This is a genomic window from Sphingomonas brevis (assembly GCF_023516505.1).
GTDB lineage: Bacteria > Pseudomonadota > Alphaproteobacteria > Sphingomonadales > Sphingomonadaceae > Sphingomicrobium > Sphingomicrobium breve.
Genome location: NZ_JAMGBB010000001.1, coordinates 2,399,358 through 2,416,100 on the forward strand (window position 1 = coordinate 2,399,358; position 16,743 = coordinate 2,416,100).

Consider the following 16,743-nt stretch of genomic DNA (forward strand, 5'->3'; position numbering starts at 1 on the left):
AGTCGTGGCCGCTCCTTTGCCTCTTCCCGCTCTCCATGCAACCCATGCCGGCATCTGGGTCGCCGCCGGGCGTGAGGTCCGTGAGGCGTCACGCGGCGAGGCGATTGCCCGTCTGGCCGAAACTCCGCACATCATCTTGAACGCTCCGCTGGTCGGCCAGCGCCTCGGCTATGCCGACGTGTCCGGGCTCGATTTGCTGGAGCTTTTCGCGTTCGTCCATCCGGCGCGCTTCGCGGTGCCGACAGTATCGGGCCTGGCCAGGGCCTGCGGTGTCGAGCCACCGCCTGGCGACCGGGAAGCCGCGGCGACTCTGGTCGCGATCGCCCAGGCGCTGCTTGACCGCCTGGGCGACGACTGGCCGGAGCGGGAAGGGGCCTGGACCGCCAATGCCTCGTTGACCCGGCTCGGCTGGAGCTGGGCGCCCCTTGTCGGACGAACCCTCGCCATGCCCGAGCGCGGCGAGCGAATGCTCTTTTCCCGCCTGCCGCAGTGGGAAGAGGCAGGCGAGCGGCCGCAGCCCAGAGCGGTGTCGATCCCGCCGGCCGATGCCGAAGCCAGGCTTTCCGAGCTGACCGGCAAGGGGTCGGAGCCGCGCGAGGGCCAGCGGGCAATGGCGGCGGGGTCAGCCGCAATTTTCGCTCCGCGCCGCGCCGAGAATGAGCCCAATATGCTGTTGGCCGAGGCGGGTACGGGCATCGGCAAGACGCTCGCCTATCTGGCTCCGGCCTCGCTCTGGGCCGACCGGGCGCAGGGCACGGTCTGGGTCTCGACCTTCACAAAGGCGCTTCAGCGGCAGCTCGATGCCGAGGGGAAGAAGCTGTTTCCCAATGTCGCCGAGCGAAATCGCCGAATCGTGATCCGCAAGGGCCGCGAAAATTATCTCTGCCTGCTCAATCTGGAGGACGCGATGCAGGGCGCGTTTGCCGGTCGGGCGGCGGTGCTGGCCCAGCTGGTCGGACGCTGGGCAGCCTATTCGAAGGATGGCGACATGGTCGGCGGCGACCTTCCGGGCTGGCTGCCGAGCCTGTTCCGCCGCGCCGGAGCGGCCGCGCTGACCGATCGCCGCGGCGAATGCGTCTATGCCGGTTGTCCGCATTATCGGAAATGCTTCATCGAACGGGCCGAGCGCGCCGGACGCGAGGCCGACCTGGTCATCGCCAATCACGCGCTGGTGATGGTCAATGCCGCCAGAGGGCGTCCCGACGCGCCCAGCCGGATCATCTTCGACGAGGGCCATCATTTGTTCGATGCGGCGGACTCGACTTTCTCGGCGGCTCTGACGGGGCAGGAAGCGATTGAGATGCGGCGCTGGATCGTCGGACCTGAGGGCAAGTCGCGCGGCCGCCGCAGGGGCCTCGCCGCGCGGCTGCTCGACGTCTGCTCCTACGACGAGGCGGGTGCGCAGGCTCTTGATAATGCGGTGGAAGCAGCACGCACCCTACCGTCGGAAGGATGGCTCGTCCGGCTAGCTGAGGGCGAACCATTCGGCCCGCTCGAGGGCTTGCTGTCCGAGGTCCGCGGTACGGTCTATGCCCGGGCCAAGGCGCAGGAGGCCGGCTACGGACTCGAAACCGAACTGGCCGAGCCTGACGGCAATCTGGTCACCGCGGCGGCGGCGGCGATGGAATCTCTCGAGGCTCTGGCAAAGCCGCTGGCCGCGCTCGGCCGCCGCCTCGAAGCCGTGCTCGAAGACGCGCCAGACTGGCTCGACGGCCCGGCCCGCGCCCGGGTCGAAGGTGCGATCGGTGGCCTGGCTTGGCGCCGCGAAACGCTCGCCGCCTGGATCGCCCTGCTCGGCCGCGTCGGTGGCGTCGCCGATCCGGATTTCGTCGACTGGCTGGCGATCGATCGGGTCGAGGGGCGCGAATATGACGTAGGATTCCACCGCCACTGGCTCGACCCCACCAGGCCGTTTGCCAGGACCGTGCTGGAGCCGGCGCACGGCGTTCTGGTCACCTCGGCGACGTTGCGAGGCAGCGATGGCTGGCCAAGTGCCGAGGAGCGGACCGGCGCTCTGCATCTGGGTAATCCGGTTGGTCATTTCGAAGCGGCCAGTCCGTTCGACTATGCCGCCCAGGCCGAGGTGCTGATCGTCACCGACATCGGGCGCAACGACATTGCCGCGCTGGCCGGCGCCTATGCCCGGCTGATCGAGTCGGCGGAAGGTGGAACGCTCGGGCTGTTCACCGCCATCCAGCGGCTGCGCGGGGTCCATGCCCGGATCGCCGACCGGCTGGCGCGGGCGGGGCTGCCGCTTCTCGCCCAGCATGTCGACCCGATCGATACCGGCACCCTGGTAGATATCTTCCGCGACGATCCCCATGCATCGTTGCTCGGCACCGACGCGCTGCGTGACGGGGTCGATGTTCCGGGCGAATCCCTCCGCCTGGTCGTGATGGAGCGCGTGCCCTGGCCGCGCCCCACCGTGCTTCATGCGGCGCGAAAGCTGGCCAGCGGTGGCAGTGCCTTTGACGATCGGGTGGTGCGCGCGCGCCTGGCCCAGGCGTTCGGCCGGCTGATCCGGCGGCAGGGCGACCGGGGCCTGTTCGTCATCCTGTCGAGTGCGCTTCCCTCCCGGCTTCTGGACGCCTTCCCGCCGGAAGTCACAGTGTCGCGCGTTCCGCTCGACAGGGCGCTCGATCGCGTTCGCGCGAAGCTATTTGGCGTTAGTCGCGTTGAGCCCGCGGAGACTGTCCAATGAAGAGCCTGACACTGTTCCGCCATGCCAAGACCGAGCGCGATTCAACCAGCGGCCGCGATTTCGACCGGCGATTGAACGAGCGCGGCGAACGCGATGCGCCCCGCATCGGCGAAGAAATCCGCAACCTTGGCTTGAGCTATGATTTGGTCCTGTCCAGCCCCGCCGCGCGAGCCGCCGAGACCGCGCAGCTCGCGGGCCTGTCACCGCGATACGACCAGCGAATCTATGACGCTTCCACCGGCGAATTGCTGTCGATCGTGCAGGAGATAGACAATGAGGTCGGCAAGGTCATGATGGTAGGCCACAATCCCGGCTTCGAGCGCCTGGCCTCCAAGCTGCTGGGCCATGCGGTCGAAATGCCGACCGGCTCACTGGTCGAAATCGAGTTGCCGATCGACAATTGGGATGAAGCGGGTGGGAGCGTCGGGCGATTGGCCCGCTTCCTCAGGCCAAAAGAGCTCGACTAGGCGTCGAGGGCCGCTGCAAGGCGGTGGCGGAGCGCCATCAGGCGTTCGACATCGATCCGACCTTGCTCTTCGGGTATCGGGGTATCGACCCCATATTCGGGCCGTGGGACGACATTCGCCGGCTGGAGGACCAGCGGTTCGTCGGTTGTCCCGCTCTTCGCCCGGAGCAGTTTCTGCACTCCCTTGACGGTATAGCCTTCGTCATTGAGCAGGCGATGGATGCGCCTTGCCAAGGCAACGTCGTCCGGGCGGTAATAGCGCCTGTTGCCGGCACGCTGCAGCGGCTTCAGCTGCGGAAATTTGGTTTCCCAGTAGCGCAGGATATGTTGCGCGACGCCAAGCTCGGCGGAAAGCTCGCCGATCGTCCTAAAGGCGTCCGGAGCCTTTTCGCCGGTCGCCATCCTGGCGGCTACTTGGCGATCCGGTCGCGCATGATCTGGCTGGCGCGGAAGGTCATTACCCTGCGCGGCGCAATCGGCACTTCGATACCGGTCTTGGGATTGCGGCCGATCCGCTGACCCTTGTCGCGCAGGATGAACGTGCCGAAGCCGGAAATCTTCACATTCTGGCCGACGCTTAGCGAATGGCACATGTGGTGCAGGACGCGCTCGACAATGCCGGCGCTCTCGGCGCGCGACACGCCCAGCCGATTGTGCACAATGTCGGAAAGGTCCGCACGCGTCAGCGTGCCCGAATGCAATCCGTCGGAACGGGCAATACCCGCGTCTGCCATGATGATCTCCGCCCCCTCAAGAAAAGCGCTGGTACCGATAATTCGTTACGCTATCGCAAAGCCTTGCGCCCCGCAATTCAACTTTGTCAGATTTTCCTTGGCTTTCAATAGCGGAGAGCGGCCGCGCCCCAGGTAAAGCCACCACCCATCGCTTCAAGCACCAACAGGTCGCCGCGCTTGATCCTTCCGTCTCGCACGGCAACGTCGAGCGCCAGCGGCACCGAGGCCGCGGACGTGTTGGCATGACGATCGACGGTGACGATGACCTTTTCGGGCGCCAGACCCAGTTTCCGGGCGGTCGCATCAAGGATCCGGGCATTGGCCTGGTGCGGGACGACCCAGTCGATATCGGACGGTCCGAGGCCGGCGTCGGCAAGCACCTCGCCAAGCACGTCCGCCAGATTGACGACCGCGTGACGGAAAACCTCCCGTCCCTTCATTCTTAGCTTCCCGACGGTGCCGGTGGTCGATGGGCCGCCGTCCACGAACAAGAGGCCGTTGTGCCGGCCATCGGCATGCAGTCTGGTCGAAAGAATACCTGCCTCGGTCTCCTCTGCCTCAAGCACGATCGCGCCCGCGCCGTCACCGAACAGCACGCAGGTGGTGCGATCTTCCCAGTCCAATATGCGGCTGAACGTTTCCGAGCCAATCACCAACGCCCGCTTGGCGTTGCCGCCGCGGAGCATCGAATCGGCGACAGTGAGTGCATAGAGGAAGCCGGTGCAGACAGCGTGCACGTCAAACGCGATGCAATCGTCGATCCCGAGCAGCGCCTGGACCTTCGTGGCCGATGACGGAAAGGTCTGATCCGGAGTGGCGGTGGCCAGCACGATCAGGCCGATGTCGCCAGGCTCCAGGCCAGCGGCTTCAAGCGCCTTGCGACAAGCCTCGACCGCCAGCGTCGCTGTCGTCTCGCCGTCGGCGGCGATGTAGCGGCTGCGAATCCCGGTCCTCTCGACGATCCATTCGTCCGATGTGTCGACCTCTTTTGCCAATTCGGCATTGTCGACGCGCCGTTGAGGCAGGGCCGATCCGGTACCCTTAACGACGGCACGCAAAGTCATTCGGCAACCTCACCATTGAACGCATGGGCCCGGAAATTGTCGAGGTCTTCGCCGATTTTCCGGGTGATGTCGTTGCGAACCATGGAGGCCGCAACCCCGATTGCATTTGCCACGCCCTTGGCGTTTGCCCCGCCATGGCTCTTCACCACTAGCCCATTCAACCCCAAAAACACCGCGCCATTGTGATTGTTGGGATCAAGGTGGACCTTGAGCAGGTTAAGCGCGGGCCGCGACAGTGCGAAGCCGGCCTTGGACCGGAGAGACGAAGTAAAGGCGCGCCGCAGCAGATCGGTCACGAATCGCGCCGTTCCTTCGGCAGTCTTGAGCGCGATGTTGCCTGAAAATCCGTCTGTCACGATCACATCCAGGTCGCCGCGGCTAAGCCGGTCGCCTTCCGTGAATCCTTCAAACTTGAGCGGCAGATAGTCGGCATCGCGCAGCAGCGCGGCGGCTTCCTTGAGCTCGTCGGTGCCCTTCAATTCCTCGGTGCCGATATTGAGCAGCTTGACCCTCGGCTTGGCGATCCCCAGCACGGTTCGCGCATAGGCCGAGCCCATAACCGCGAACTGAACCAGATTCTGGGCGTCGCACTCGGTATTGGCGCCGAGGTCGAGCATCACACAGTCGGTCGTGCCGAGCGTGGGCAACAGCGCGGCGAGCGCCGGGCGGTCGATTCCCGGCATGGTGCGGAGCGCAAGCTTGGCCATCGCCATCAGCGCTCCGGTATTGCCGCCCGACAGGGCGGCATCGGCATGGCCTTCCTTCACCGCGTTGATCGCCAGGCCCATTGAGGTGGACTTGGCGCGGCGGATCGCCTGGCTCGGCTTCTCGGACGCCTGAATGGCATCGGTAGTGTGGTGGACCGCAACGGCGTCGATCAGGGGCTGGTGCCTGGCGAGCTCCGGGCCGATTATCTGCTCGTCGCCGAACAGTTCGAACCGCAGGCTGCGGTCCTTGCGGCGCGCGCGGGCCATGCCGGCAATAATGACCGCCGGGCCAATGTCCCCTCCCATTGCGTCAATCGCGATGCGCGGGCTCACGGCCATGCGTGTGGCGCCCTGATCCGCGTTGCCGCTCAGGCCTCGGTCGAAACGATCTCGCGGCCGTTGTAGTGGCCGCAGGCCGAGCAGAGGTTATGCGGGAGCTTAAGCTCGCCGCAATTCGGGCACTCCTGGAAGCTGGCCGGGCTCAGCGCATGATGGCTGCGGCGCATGTTACGCTTCGAGGGCGAAGTTTTTCTCTTAGGGACGGCCATCTCGGCTCTTCCTTAAATCACTGCCAAAAAAATATGCGACTATCCTCGCTCTGCTCATCGGGTGAACCCGCGGCGGCGGCTGGATCGTCGCGAACGAAGGCGCCCTATAGCGAAATCAGGCGGAGACGCAAGCGCTTCAGGCGCGGGCGAGGACCTTGTCGGCGACAAAGGGATTCGTCGCCCGCTCATGGCCAAAGGTCGACATTGGCCCGTGGCCGGGAACGAAGCGGGTGTCGTCGCCCATCGGCCAAAGTCGCTGGGTGATCGAATCGAGCAGCTGCTGATGGTTGCCACGCGGGAAGTCGGTTCGCCCGATCGACCCCTGGAACAGCACGTCACCTACCAGGGCGAGCTTCGATTCGGGGTGATAAAACACGACATGGCCCGGCGTGTGGCCCGGGCAGTGACGAACGCTGAGTGTCAGCTTGCCGACCGTGACCGTGTCGCCATCGACCAGATATCGATCCGACTGGAACGGCTTGCCGTCGATGCCGTAACGGTGGCCGTCATCTTCCAGCCGGGCGATCCAGAACAGATCCTCTTCGTGCGGACCCTCGATGGGCACGCCCAATTCGGCGGCGAGAATCCCGGCCTGCCCGCAATGGTCGATGTGACCATGGGTGAGCAGGATTTTCTCGATTGTGACGCCGTGCTGGGCGGCGGCGGCCTTCAACCGGTCAAGGTCGCCGCCCGGATCGACGAAGGCACCGAGCATGGTCTCGGTGCACCACAAAAGGGTGCAATTCTGCTGCAGCGGAGTGACGGGGACGATCGCGGCGCGAAGCGGGGGATCGCTCACTTGGCCGGTTCCAACGTCGCGAGGGACGGGGCAGTATTTGCCAGGGAGGCCGATACCGCTTCGGCACGGCCAAGGGCGCGCAGGACATTGGCACCCGCCAGCTTCCGGAGATTTTCGTCGCTCCAGCCGCGGCGGATCAGTTCAGCCAACAGGTTGGGATAGTCCTGGACGCCGGTCAGGCCCTCGGGCGTATAGGGAATTCCATCGAAATCGCCGCCAAGGCCGACATGATCGTAACCGGCAACCTTGGCGATATGCTCGACATGGTCGGCTACGGTGGCGACTGACGCCGCGGGCCGGGGATGCGTCACTTCCCAGGCTTTCAACCCGGCCTCGACCTCAGCCTTGCTGTTGCGATGAAACACCTTGAGCCTGGCCTCCTCGGCGTTTTTCTCGGCGCCCCAATGCCACACCGCATCGGAGACGAAGTCGGGCACGAAATTGACCATCACGACTCCGCCGTTGGCCGGAAGCAGCTGAAGCACGTCGTCGGGAACATTTCGAAGGTGGCCGACCAGGGCGCGCGCCGACGAATGGGAGAAGATGACGGGCGCCCTGCTTGCGGCGATCGCGTCCTTCATCGTGTCGGCCGAGACATGGCTCAGATCGACCAGCATGCCGAGCCGGTTCATCTCATGCACCACCTCGATCCCGAACGGGCTGAGGCCGCCAAATTTGGGATCATCCGTGGCGCTGTCGGCCCATTCGGTGGTCTGGTTGTGGGTTAGCGTCATGTAGCGAGCGCCAAGCCGGTAGAATTGGCGCAGGGCCGCGAGCGAGCCGCCGATCTGCCGCCCGCCCTCGATACCGATCAGCGAGGCGACTTTGCCCTTCTTGTGGATTCGGACGACATCGTCCGCGGTCAGGGCCCTCTCGAGATCGTTGGGATAGGCCTTGATCATGCGATCGACGATATCGATCTGCTGGATGGTGCGGCGGATCGCCTCGTCCCCGGTATAGGTGCCATCGATATAGACCGACCAGAATTGGCCGCCGACTCGCCCCGCGTGAAGCCGCGCCATGTCCGTCATCAGCGGATGATCCGGCCATTTGTCGGTGCCATCGGCCAATCGCTCGACACTGAAGCCGTGGCTTTCCTGAAGCTGCTCGGCAATGTCGTTATGACCGTCGATGAGCGGCGTTTTCTCGAGGATTCGGTAGATCCGCGCCTGGACCTTGGGGTCGATCGGCTGCTGGGCGTGCGCCGGCGAAGAAATAAGCAGGGCGGCAATAATCAAGGCTGAACGCATGTGGATGAAACCCCTCGGACCGTGAGGCGGAGGCTTTACGGAGCCCGGTTGGTGGGGGCAAGGCGATCATATGTGGCTGCTGTTCGACGATGCGCGGGAAGGGGGCGCGGCCCCGCGGCTTTACCGCCAACCCGTGGAGATCATCGCCGCCCATGATCTTGACGAGGTCGAACCCGCTCTGGGGCGCATCCGGGCCGGGCTGCGAGCGGGGCGACACGCGGCCGGCTATCTCGCCTATGAGGCGGGCCATGCCTTCGAATCCAAGCTGGCCGGAAGTGCGCGGCGCGGCGAAGGCCCCTTGCTCTGCTTCGGCCTGTTCGAGGGTCATGAAACGCCTGATATCGAGACGCTGCTGCCCTCGCCGGACGGGGCCTATATCGGACCGGTTCGGCCGCGTATCGGGCGGCCCAGCTATGAAGCGGCCGCGGACCAGGTCCGCGAGCATTTGTTTGCGGGCGATTTCTATCAGGCCAACCTGACGTTCGGCTGCGATGTTGCGATCGCCGGCCAGCCGCTGGCGCTATATGCCCGCTTGCGCCAATCCTCGAAGTCCGGCTGGGGCGGGGTGCTGGTCCATGGCGGCCGCGCGATCGTCTCGCTGTCGCCCGAGCAATTTTTCACGATTCGCGACGGCATTATCGAGGCCCGGCCAATGAAGGGCACGGCAGGGCGTCTGACCGACGCTAAAGCCGACCGGGCAGTGGCAGAACAGCTGTCAACGGACGAGAAGCAGCAGGCCGAGAATCTGATGATCGTCGATCTGATGAGGAACGATCTGGCGAAAGTGTCAGTGCCGGGCAGCGTCGAGGTGCCCGAGCTGTTCGTGGTCGAAACCTATCCAACGGTCCACCAGATGGTCAGCCGGATCACCGCGCGCCTCAGGATCGAATGCGACGCGGTCGATGTTATCCGGACCATTTTCCCGTGCGGCTCGGTAACCGGCGCCCCAAAAATTGCGGCGATCGAGGCTTTGGCCCGCCTCGAACCGGAGCCACGGGGTGCGTACACCGGATCGATGGGCTGGATCGAACCGAACCAGCATGGAGAGCCGGGCGATGCGGCTTTCAATGTGCTGATCCGGACGCTCGAATTGGCTGAAGGCAACACCAAGGCGCGGCTCGGGCTCGGTTCGGGGCTTGTCGTCGATAGCGTCCCAAGCGATGAGTGGGCGGAGTGCCTGTTGAAGGGGGATTTCGTGAGGCGCAACGCGCAGGATTTTGATTTGATCGAAACCATGGGGTTCGATCCAAGCGAGGGCATCGTCGAGCTTGAACGGCACCTCGACCGGATGAAGTGCTCCGCCACCGACCTCGATTTCAAGTTCGATCGCCATGCCGCGCGCAACGAGCTTCAGGCGGCCACCTTTGGCCGCAAGCACCGCGCCATGGTTCGCCTGCTACTTTCCCGCACTGGATCGATGGCGATCCAGGTCAAGCAATATGACGATCCCGCAGAGGTGCCCGTGTCCGTTGCGGTTCGGCCCCTGCCGGTCGATCCGAGCGATTTCCGGCTGCGCTACAAGACTACCGACCGCCGCTTCCTCGACGAAGCGCGGCAGGGTGAAGAGGCCTATGAGACGATCTTCACCGATCCGGAAGGCCAACTGACCGAGGGCAGCCGGACCAACATTTTCGTGGAGCGCGGCGGCAAGTTGCAGACCCCGCCGCTGACCCGGGGGATCATGCCGGGGATCCTCCGCGCCAAGCTGATCGAGGAAGGCCGCGCCGAGGAAGCCGACCTGACGCCGGCCGACCTTGATGGCGGATTTTTCATCGGCAACATCGTTCGCGGCCTAATCCCGGCGAAGCTCGCCTAAGGGAGCGGCAAGCCGGGATTCCGGCGAAGCTTGCTTAGGCGGCAATCGGAAAGCGCAGCAGCCGGTTGCTCGACGGCACCAGCGCCGAGGCGCCCGGCCCGACCTTCTTCACGATTTCTGGATGGCCAGCATCGAGCCCGCCGGTGAAAGCCCCATAGGCCGGCAGGATCAGCTTGGTCGCGCCGGCGACGTAGCAGCGTCGCGAAACGTGGCGCCCTCTCAGGCTCAGGCGGAACTTGGGATGGAAATGTCCGGACATCTCTGGCCGCGGATCGCCCTCCTCGGCTTCATGGCGAAGGACGATTCCGCGGACCTCGCACGCCTCCTCGATCCGGCCGCCGCAATGGTCGATGAAACCGATGTCGTGGTTGCCTACGATCCACACCCAATCGATCCTGGAAGTCATCGACGCAAGCAGATCGCGGGCCGCTGCCGGCAACCGCTCGCAACCAAAACGATCGTGGAAAGAATCGCCAAGGCAATAGAGGCGCTTGACCGCGGCTCGCTCGACGTCGCCCTGGAGGGCCTGAAGGGTCGCCAGCGAATCATAGGGGGGCAGGAACTGCCCCGCCTTCGCGAACCAGCTGGCCTTTTCGAGATGCAGGTCGGCCACCAGCAGCGCCTGCTCCGCCGGCCAGTGAAGCGCGCCCTCCGGCGTTGCGAAGAAATTCTGACCGGCGAACGAAAGGGGAACCATCGATTCGGACTAGTCGAACTTGGGCGTCATTGCGAGGAGCAATGCGACGAAGCAGTCAAGGCTGGATCGCCGCGCCGCTTCGCGGCTCGCGATGACGGGCTAGGGCTCGATCCCCATCACATGATCGCGCAGTGCACGGGCGTCGTGGAGGGCGTTGTGCGGGACGACACTGTTGGCCGCGGTCGAGAAGCCATGCAGCGGCACAAAATGAAGGCTGAGCGGCGGAACCTGGATCATCGTTCCCGGGCCGGTCACCAGCAGCATTGAGATCTGTGCCAAATCCTCGGGCCAGTCGGCAACGATGTCGGGCGCCTCGTCATGCGCCAGCCAGGAAGCAAGGGCAGTTGCCGCCGACTGGCGTGACATTCGAGCGCTGACCAGTCCTTCGGGTACCATATCGAGGAAGGGGATGACGTGCCGCTCGACCCAAGGATCCAATTCGGCATCGCATTCCAGCGTAATGTAAAACTCCTCGCCGCCATCCTCGGGGACCAGCGCCAGGCTCAATAGCGCTCCGCCGAAGCCATTATATTCGGTGTCCAAGAAGTACCGCATGCACGCGCACTCTGGACGAGCAGGCGAGAAGGTTCCAGTCTCGATCCGCAACGTTAAAAAAGAGGGGGAATCCATATGCGGAAATTGACGGCAAGCGTGGCCTTGGGCCTGGCGCTTTGCGTATCTCAGGCAGCGACGGCCAAGCCAGGCGATCCGGGACGCGACAAGGTTGTCGCCGCGATCAAGGCCGACCATGACTCATCGATCGAGCGGCTGCGCGACTGGATCAAGTTGCCGACCATCGCCAACATGAATCTCAATCACAAGGAAGGCGCCGAATATATGCGCCAGCTGGCACTCGATGCCGGCTTCCAGCAGGCGAAGGTGGTCGCAACCGACGGCGTGCCGGGCGTTTTCGCCACGCTCGATGCCGGCGCCAAGGACACGCTGGCGATCTACTTCATGTACGACGTCAAACATTATGAGCCGGCCGAATGGTCGTCGCCGCCGCTTGAAGGTCGGATCGTCGACCGGGCGGGCGAGGGCAAGGCGCTAATCGGCCGCGGCGCGGTCAACCAGAAGGGGCCGGAAACCGCTTTTCTGACCGCCTTGCGCGCATTCAAGACCGCCGGGGTCAAGCTTCCGGTCAATCTGGTATTCGTGGCCGAGGGCGAAGAGGAAATCGGCTCGACCCACTTCTCGCAGATCGTCACCCAGCCCGAGGTTCGCGCGGCGCTGGAGAAGGCAGTCGGAATCATCATTCCGTCGGCCAGCCAATCGGTCGATGGCGCCGTCACGCTGTCATTGGGCGCCAAGGGCGTGGTCGAGCTGCAGCTGATCTCAAGTGGCGAGAAATGGGGCCGGGGACCCAACAAGGACGTCCACTCGAGCCTCAAGGCCAGTGTCGACAGCCCGGTTTGGCACCTAGTGAAGGCACTCAACACGCTGGTGTCCGAGGACGGCCAGACGCCGGCAATCGACGGCTGGTATGAAAATGTGAAGCCGTTGACGGCTCGTCAGAAAGAAATCATCGCCGCCGATGTCGCCGCCGGAAGTGAGGCCGATGACATGAAGGTCCTTGGTATCAAGCATTGGTACAAGGACGAGGATTATCTGACCTCGCAATATCGGCTTGCGGAGCAACCGACGGTCAACATCCAGGGTCTGGTCAGCGGCTACACCGGACCGGGCGGCAAAACGGTCCTGCCGGGTCGGGCCGAAGCCAAGCTCGACCTCAGGCTGGTGCCCGACATGACCAAGGACGAGGCGGTTTCGAAGATCAAGGCGCACCTCGCCAAGCGCGGGTTCGGCGATATCGAGGTCAACGTCAGCGGCGGCTACAGTCCGACGCAAACCGACGAGAACAGCCGCCTTATCAAGGTTGAACAGGCAACACTGGCAGCGGCGGGAATCCCGATGACCATGTCGGCGCGGTCGGCCGGAAGCTGGCCGGGCGTGGTATTCACCGGAGAGCCGTTGAAGCTGGCCGCCGGTCAGTTCGGCGGCGGACGCGGCGGCGGTGCGCACGCGCCCAACGAATGGCTGCTCATCGACAGCAGCAATCCCAAAGTGCTTGGCTTCGACGGCCAGGCGATTCTCTACGCCGATTTCCTCTATGAGGTAGCGCGCTCAACAGGCAGAAAATAACCTTCGCCGTTCGTGTCGAGCGTAGTCGAGACACGCCCCTCGACTACGCTCGGGGCGAACGGCAACCTCTTGTCAGTCTTGGGGCGGCGGGCAGGGCTCGTCGCGCTCCGCCGCCTTGCGGCAGGCTTTCTCACGCTCGCGTGCCTCGCGTCCGGCTTTCTCCTCGGCCTTGCGCAGCTCGCGGCCGCGTTTCTCGTCGGCCTCCGACTGGCTGGTGGTCGCGGCATCTACCCCCGCCGACACAGCCTTGACCGGCAGGGTGACTACGTCGACCGCCGTGCTGGCAATGGTGGTGCACCCGGCAAGGGCGAGCGGAAGAACTAGCAAGATCGGCGCGCGCATTTGCTCGCCCTACGATCCGGCAGGTTGAGGCCGAATGAACTAATCGACCCGCATCGCCTCCTCGGCCAGCGCTTCGGCCTCGACCAGCAACGCTTCGTCGGCAGTCCCTTCCGGTGCTGCCTCGCGCCCGATGATCACCATCAGCGGCACCGCCATTGGCGTGATTCGGTCAACCTCGACATGGACCATGGTCGCGGCGGCGCGATCGACCAGCCGCACCAGGCGGCCGACCTCGGTCAGCCGGGTGCGCGCATCGTCCCAGGCAGCGCGAAGCAGCAGATGGTCGGGTTCGTATTTGCGGAGCACGTCATAGATGAGGTCGGTCGAGAAGCTGACCTGGCGCCCCGTCTTGCGCTTCCCCGGATGCTGCCGCTCGACCAGGCCGCCGATCACCGCCACTTCGCGAAAGGCGTTCTTCAGGAGGAAGGAGCGTTCGACCCATTCGACGAATTCCCGCTCGAGGATGTCCGGGGAAAAAAGCGACTGGGGGTCGGTGACCGGCTCCAGCCCGTAACAGGCGAGGCCATAGTCGTTGGCGACAAAGCCGAGGGGCTTGAGGCCGGCATTTTCCATCCGCTTGGTGAGCAGCATGCCGAGGGACTGGTGCGCGTTCCAACCTTCGAAGCTGTATGCGACCATGTAATGGCGGCCCTCGTGCGGGAATGTCTCGACCAGCAGTTGATGCGGTTCCGGCAGGATCGAGCGTTCCGACTGGACCTCCAGCCATTCACGGACGTCGTCAGGAAAGCGATGCCAGTCGTTGCGGTCGGCAAGCATCGCCCGGACCCGGTTGGCGAGGTGCGTCGACATCGACATGCGCTGGCCACCATAGGTGACGATCCGCGCCGATTTCTTCGACGCTTGGACGATGATGTCGGTGTCTTTGATCCGCTCGACCTCGAGGCTGAGGCCGGCGAAGAAGAAGCGATCTCCCGGTGCCAGGACCGAAGCGAAGCCCTCTTCGATCGTGCCGAGCCGTCGGCCGCCCTTGAAGCGGACATCCATCAACGGCTGCTCGACGATCACTCCGGCGTTCATCCGGTGCTGCTGCGCGACGGCAGGCTTGGCCAATCGCCAGCGGCCAGGGGTTTCTTCCACAATCCGGCGGAAACGGTCGTAGGCCTTCAAAGCATAGCCGCCGGTCGCATCGAAACTTAGGATTTCGCCGAAAGTCTCGTCCCTCAAGGCAGCATAGGGCGCGGCGGAACGGACCTCGGCCAACAGCTCGCGCTCGTCGAACGGACCGGCGCAGGCCATGGCCATGACGTGCTGGGCAAGGACATCGAGCGTGCCGGGGCGGAAACTGTCAGGATCGAGCTCGCCATCGTCGATCGCATCCAGCGCGGCGCGGGCCTCGAGATATTCGAAGCGGTTCCCGGGAACGATCAGGCCCTTGCTGGGCTCGTCGAGGCGGTGGTTGGCGCGGCCGATGCGCTGCAGCAGGCGCGAACTGCCCTTGGGCGCCCCCATCTGGATGACCAGGTCGATGTCGCCCCAGTCGATGCCGAGATCGAGGCTGGCCGTGGCGACCAGTGCGCGAATCTTGCCGGCCGCCATTGCACCTTCGATCCGGCGGCGCGCCTCGACCGCCAGGCTGCCGTGATGGATGCCAATCGGCAGAGACTGGTCGTTGACCGACCACAGCTTCTGGAAAGTGAGCTCGGCGAGGCCGCGGGTGTTGCAAAAGATGAGCGTGGTGCGGTGCTGCTCGATCAGCTTCATCACATCGCGCACCGCATGATAGCCCGAATGGCCGGCCCAGGGGATGCGGTTCTCCGGGATCAGGATGGATAGGTCGGGCTCGGCGCCGGGATCGCCGATGACCAGGCGGACCAGATCCATGTCGGCATCGGGGGCGAGCCAGCTGCGGTAGGCATCGGGATCGGCGACGGTCGCGCTGAGGCCGACCCGGCGGTGTGAGGGCGCTAGTGCCAGCAGGCGTGACAGCGACAGGGCAAGCAAATCTCCGCGCTTTTCACGCGCGAAGGCGTGGATTTCGTCGACAACCACCGTCTTCAGGCTTTCGAACAGCAAGGCACTGTCGGGGTAGCTCAAAAGCAGGCTGAGGCTTTCAGGCGTGGTCAGCAGGATTTGCGGCGGGCGGACGCGCTGGCGGGCCTTGCGGTCCGAAGGCGTGTCGCCGGTGCGGGTCTCGACCCGTATGTCGAGCCCCATCTCCTCGATCGGGGCGAGGAGGTTACGCTGGACGTCGACCGCCAGCGCCTTCAGCGGCGAAATATAAAGGGTATGAAGGCCCTCGGCCGGATTCTCGATGAGGTCGACTATGGTCGGCAGGAAGCCGGCGAGAGTCTTGCCCGAGCCGGTCGCGGCGACCAGCAGCATATGCTGGCCCGAGCTGGCGGCGCCGAGCATTTCCAGCTGGTGGCGTCGCGGGATCCAGCCACGGTCCGCGAACCACTGCTCGACAATAAGGGGAAGGGCTCTCACATCAGCGATATGGCGCGCCTTGGCAGTTGGATCGAGCCTTTTCCCGAAGGCATTTACGTCAAACCGGCGGACGCCTGGGTCGATCCCTCGCGGCCCAGGGACCGGTCGCTGGTTACGCATGGCCACGCCGACCATGCCCGCGGTGGACATGGCAAGGTGTGGGCGACGCCGGAGACGCTGGCGATCATGGAGGCGCGTTACGGCGACCAGCGCGGGGTTGGGGTGGGTTATGGCGAGAAGGTGCGGATCGGCGACGTCGACGTCAGCTTCGTTCCCGCCGGCCATGTGCTGGGCTCCGCGCAAATCTTGCTCGAGCATCGTGGCGAGCGAGTCGTCGTCTCGGGCGATTACAAGCGCCGGAGCGACCCGACCTGCCCGCCGTTCGAAGTGACGCCATGCGATATCTTCATCAGCGAGGCGACGTTCGGCCTGCCGGTGTTTCGCCACCCCGATACGGGCAGCGAGATCGATCGGCTGCTCCATCGCCTCCGGGCCGAGCCGGGGCGCTGCGTCCTGGTCGGGGCCTATGCGTTGGGGAAAGCGCAGCGGGTGATCATGGAGCTGCGCAGGCGGGCCTTTCACGACCCGATCTATATCCACGGCGCGCTGGAGCGGCTGTGCCGGCTGTATGAAGAGTTGGGCGTCCCGCTGGGCGAGCTTAGACTGGCTACTGGGGTGCCCAAGGCCGAGCTTCAGGACAAGATCATCCTCTGTCCCCCTGGCGCGCTCAACGACCGCTGGTCGCGCCGACTGCCCGACCCGATCACGGCGATGGCGTCAGGGTGGATGCGGATTCGCCAACGCGCGCGGCAGCGTAACGTCGAGCTGCCGCTGATCATCTCCGACCATGCCGACTGGGACGAGCTGACCCGGACCATCAGGGAAGTGGCGCCCAGGGAAGTGTGGATCACCCACGGCCGCGAGGATGCGCTGATGCATTGGTGCCAGCTGCACCAGATCAAGGCGCGCGAATTAAACCTGGTCGGTTACGAAGACGAGGACGATTGACGCTGAGGCAGCCCGGGGGAC

General features: G+C 64.7%; 16 protein-coding genes. 5 read left to right on the forward strand and 11 right to left on the reverse strand.

Going from position 1 to position 16,743, the window contains the following annotated elements; genetic code table 11:
- Nucleotides 1–4 precede the first annotated feature (4 nt).
- Both LZ518_RS12335 and LZ518_RS12340 read left to right on the forward strand, forming a co-directional pair.
- Complete coding sequence (locus tag LZ518_RS12335) at nt 5–2,701, forward strand: ATP-dependent DNA helicase (protein WP_249916568.1); 2,697 nt, start codon at nt 5–7, stop codon at nt 2,699–2,701.
- Nucleotides 2,698–3,168, forward strand: coding sequence for a SixA phosphatase family protein (locus tag LZ518_RS12340; RefSeq protein WP_249916276.1), 471 nt, complete (start codon nt 2,698–2,700; stop codon nt 3,166–3,168). The genes LZ518_RS12335 and LZ518_RS12340 overlap by 4 nt, the downstream gene beginning before the upstream one ends.
- On the opposite strand, the gene LZ518_RS12345 is transcribed toward LZ518_RS12340, so the two are convergent.
- The 7 genes from LZ518_RS12345 to LZ518_RS12375 form a co-directional block, all read right to left on the reverse strand.
- Nucleotides 3,165–3,569 (reverse strand): MerR family transcriptional regulator, encoded by a 405-nt coding sequence (locus LZ518_RS12345; RefSeq protein WP_249916277.1) that lies wholly within the window; start codon nt 3,567–3,569, stop codon nt 3,165–3,167. The genes LZ518_RS12340 and LZ518_RS12345 overlap by 4 nt on opposite strands.
- 8 nt (nt 3,570–3,577) lie before the next feature.
- Nucleotides 3,578–3,901, reverse strand: coding sequence for an integration host factor subunit alpha (locus tag LZ518_RS12350; protein WP_249916278.1), 324 nt, complete (start codon nt 3,899–3,901; stop codon nt 3,578–3,580).
- A 104-nt stretch (nt 3,902–4,005) separates the two neighbouring features.
- Complete coding sequence (locus LZ518_RS12355; protein ID WP_283938197.1) at nt 4,006–4,965, reverse strand: beta-ketoacyl-ACP synthase III; 960 nt, start codon at nt 4,963–4,965, stop codon at nt 4,006–4,008.
- Nucleotides 4,962–6,011, reverse strand: coding sequence for a phosphate acyltransferase PlsX (plsX, locus tag LZ518_RS12360; protein WP_249916279.1), 1,050 nt, complete (start codon nt 6,009–6,011; stop codon nt 4,962–4,964). The genes LZ518_RS12355 and plsX overlap by 4 nt, the downstream gene beginning before the upstream one ends.
- 29 nt (nt 6,012–6,040) lie before the next feature.
- A complete protein-coding gene (rpmF, locus tag LZ518_RS12365; protein WP_119532944.1) occupies nt 6,041–6,220 on the reverse strand; it encodes a 50S ribosomal protein L32 in 180 nt (59 codons plus the stop codon).
- 136 nt (nt 6,221–6,356) lie between these two features.
- On the reverse strand, nt 6,357–7,019 hold the full coding sequence (locus tag LZ518_RS12370) for an MBL fold metallo-hydrolase (protein WP_249916280.1): 663 nt from the start codon (nt 7,017–7,019) through the stop codon (nt 6,357–6,359).
- Nucleotides 7,016–8,269, reverse strand: a complete 1,254-nt coding sequence (locus LZ518_RS12375) for a dipeptidase (RefSeq protein ID WP_249916281.1) — start codon at nt 8,267–8,269, stop codon at nt 7,016–7,018. The genes LZ518_RS12370 and LZ518_RS12375 overlap by 4 nt, the downstream gene beginning before the upstream one ends.
- A 70-nt stretch (nt 8,270–8,339) precedes the next feature.
- Here LZ518_RS12375 and pabB point away from each other — a divergent pair, with 70 nt between their 5' ends.
- A complete protein-coding gene (pabB, locus tag LZ518_RS12380) occupies nt 8,340–10,085 on the forward strand; it encodes an aminodeoxychorismate synthase component I (RefSeq protein WP_249916282.1) in 1,746 nt (581 codons plus the stop codon).
- A 34-nt stretch (nt 10,086–10,119) separates the two neighbouring features.
- Here the strand turns inward: pabB and pdeM are convergent, their stop codons facing one another.
- Together pdeM and LZ518_RS12390 are read right to left on the reverse strand one after the other, a co-directional pair.
- Nucleotides 10,120–10,782, reverse strand: coding sequence for a ligase-associated DNA damage response endonuclease PdeM (pdeM, locus tag LZ518_RS12385; protein WP_249916283.1), 663 nt, complete (start codon nt 10,780–10,782; stop codon nt 10,120–10,122).
- 99 nt (nt 10,783–10,881) lie between these two features.
- Nucleotides 10,882–11,337 carry a hypothetical protein gene (locus tag LZ518_RS12390; protein WP_249916284.1) on the reverse strand — a complete coding sequence of 152 codons (456 nt, stop codon included), beginning with the start codon at nt 11,335–11,337 and terminating at the stop codon, nt 10,882–10,884.
- Between the two features lie 75 nt (nt 11,338–11,412).
- On the opposite strand from LZ518_RS12390, the gene LZ518_RS12395 reads away from it, so the two are divergent.
- Entirely contained in the window at nt 11,413–12,924 is a 1,512-nt protein-coding gene (locus tag LZ518_RS12395) for a M20/M25/M40 family metallo-hydrolase (protein ID WP_249916285.1), read from the forward strand.
- Between the two features lie 72 nt (nt 12,925–12,996).
- On the opposite strand, the gene LZ518_RS12400 is transcribed toward LZ518_RS12395, so the two are convergent.
- Both LZ518_RS12400 and LZ518_RS12405 read right to left on the reverse strand, forming a co-directional pair.
- Nucleotides 12,997–13,266: a hypothetical protein gene (locus tag LZ518_RS12400; RefSeq protein ID WP_249916286.1), complete on the reverse strand. Its 270-nt coding sequence runs from the start codon at nt 13,264–13,266 to the stop codon at nt 12,997–12,999.
- Between the two features lie 39 nt (nt 13,267–13,305).
- Nucleotides 13,306–15,714 (reverse strand): ligase-associated DNA damage response DEXH box helicase, encoded by a 2,409-nt coding sequence (locus LZ518_RS12405; RefSeq protein ID WP_348538686.1) that lies wholly within the window; start codon nt 15,712–15,714, stop codon nt 13,306–13,308.
- A gap of 9 nt (nt 15,715–15,723) precedes the next feature.
- Between LZ518_RS12405 and LZ518_RS12410 the strand changes: the two genes are divergently transcribed.
- Entirely contained in the window at nt 15,724–16,722 is a 999-nt protein-coding gene (locus LZ518_RS12410) for a ligase-associated DNA damage response exonuclease (RefSeq protein ID WP_249916287.1), read from the forward strand.
- The last annotated feature ends 21 nt before the right edge of the window (nt 16,723–16,743 follow it).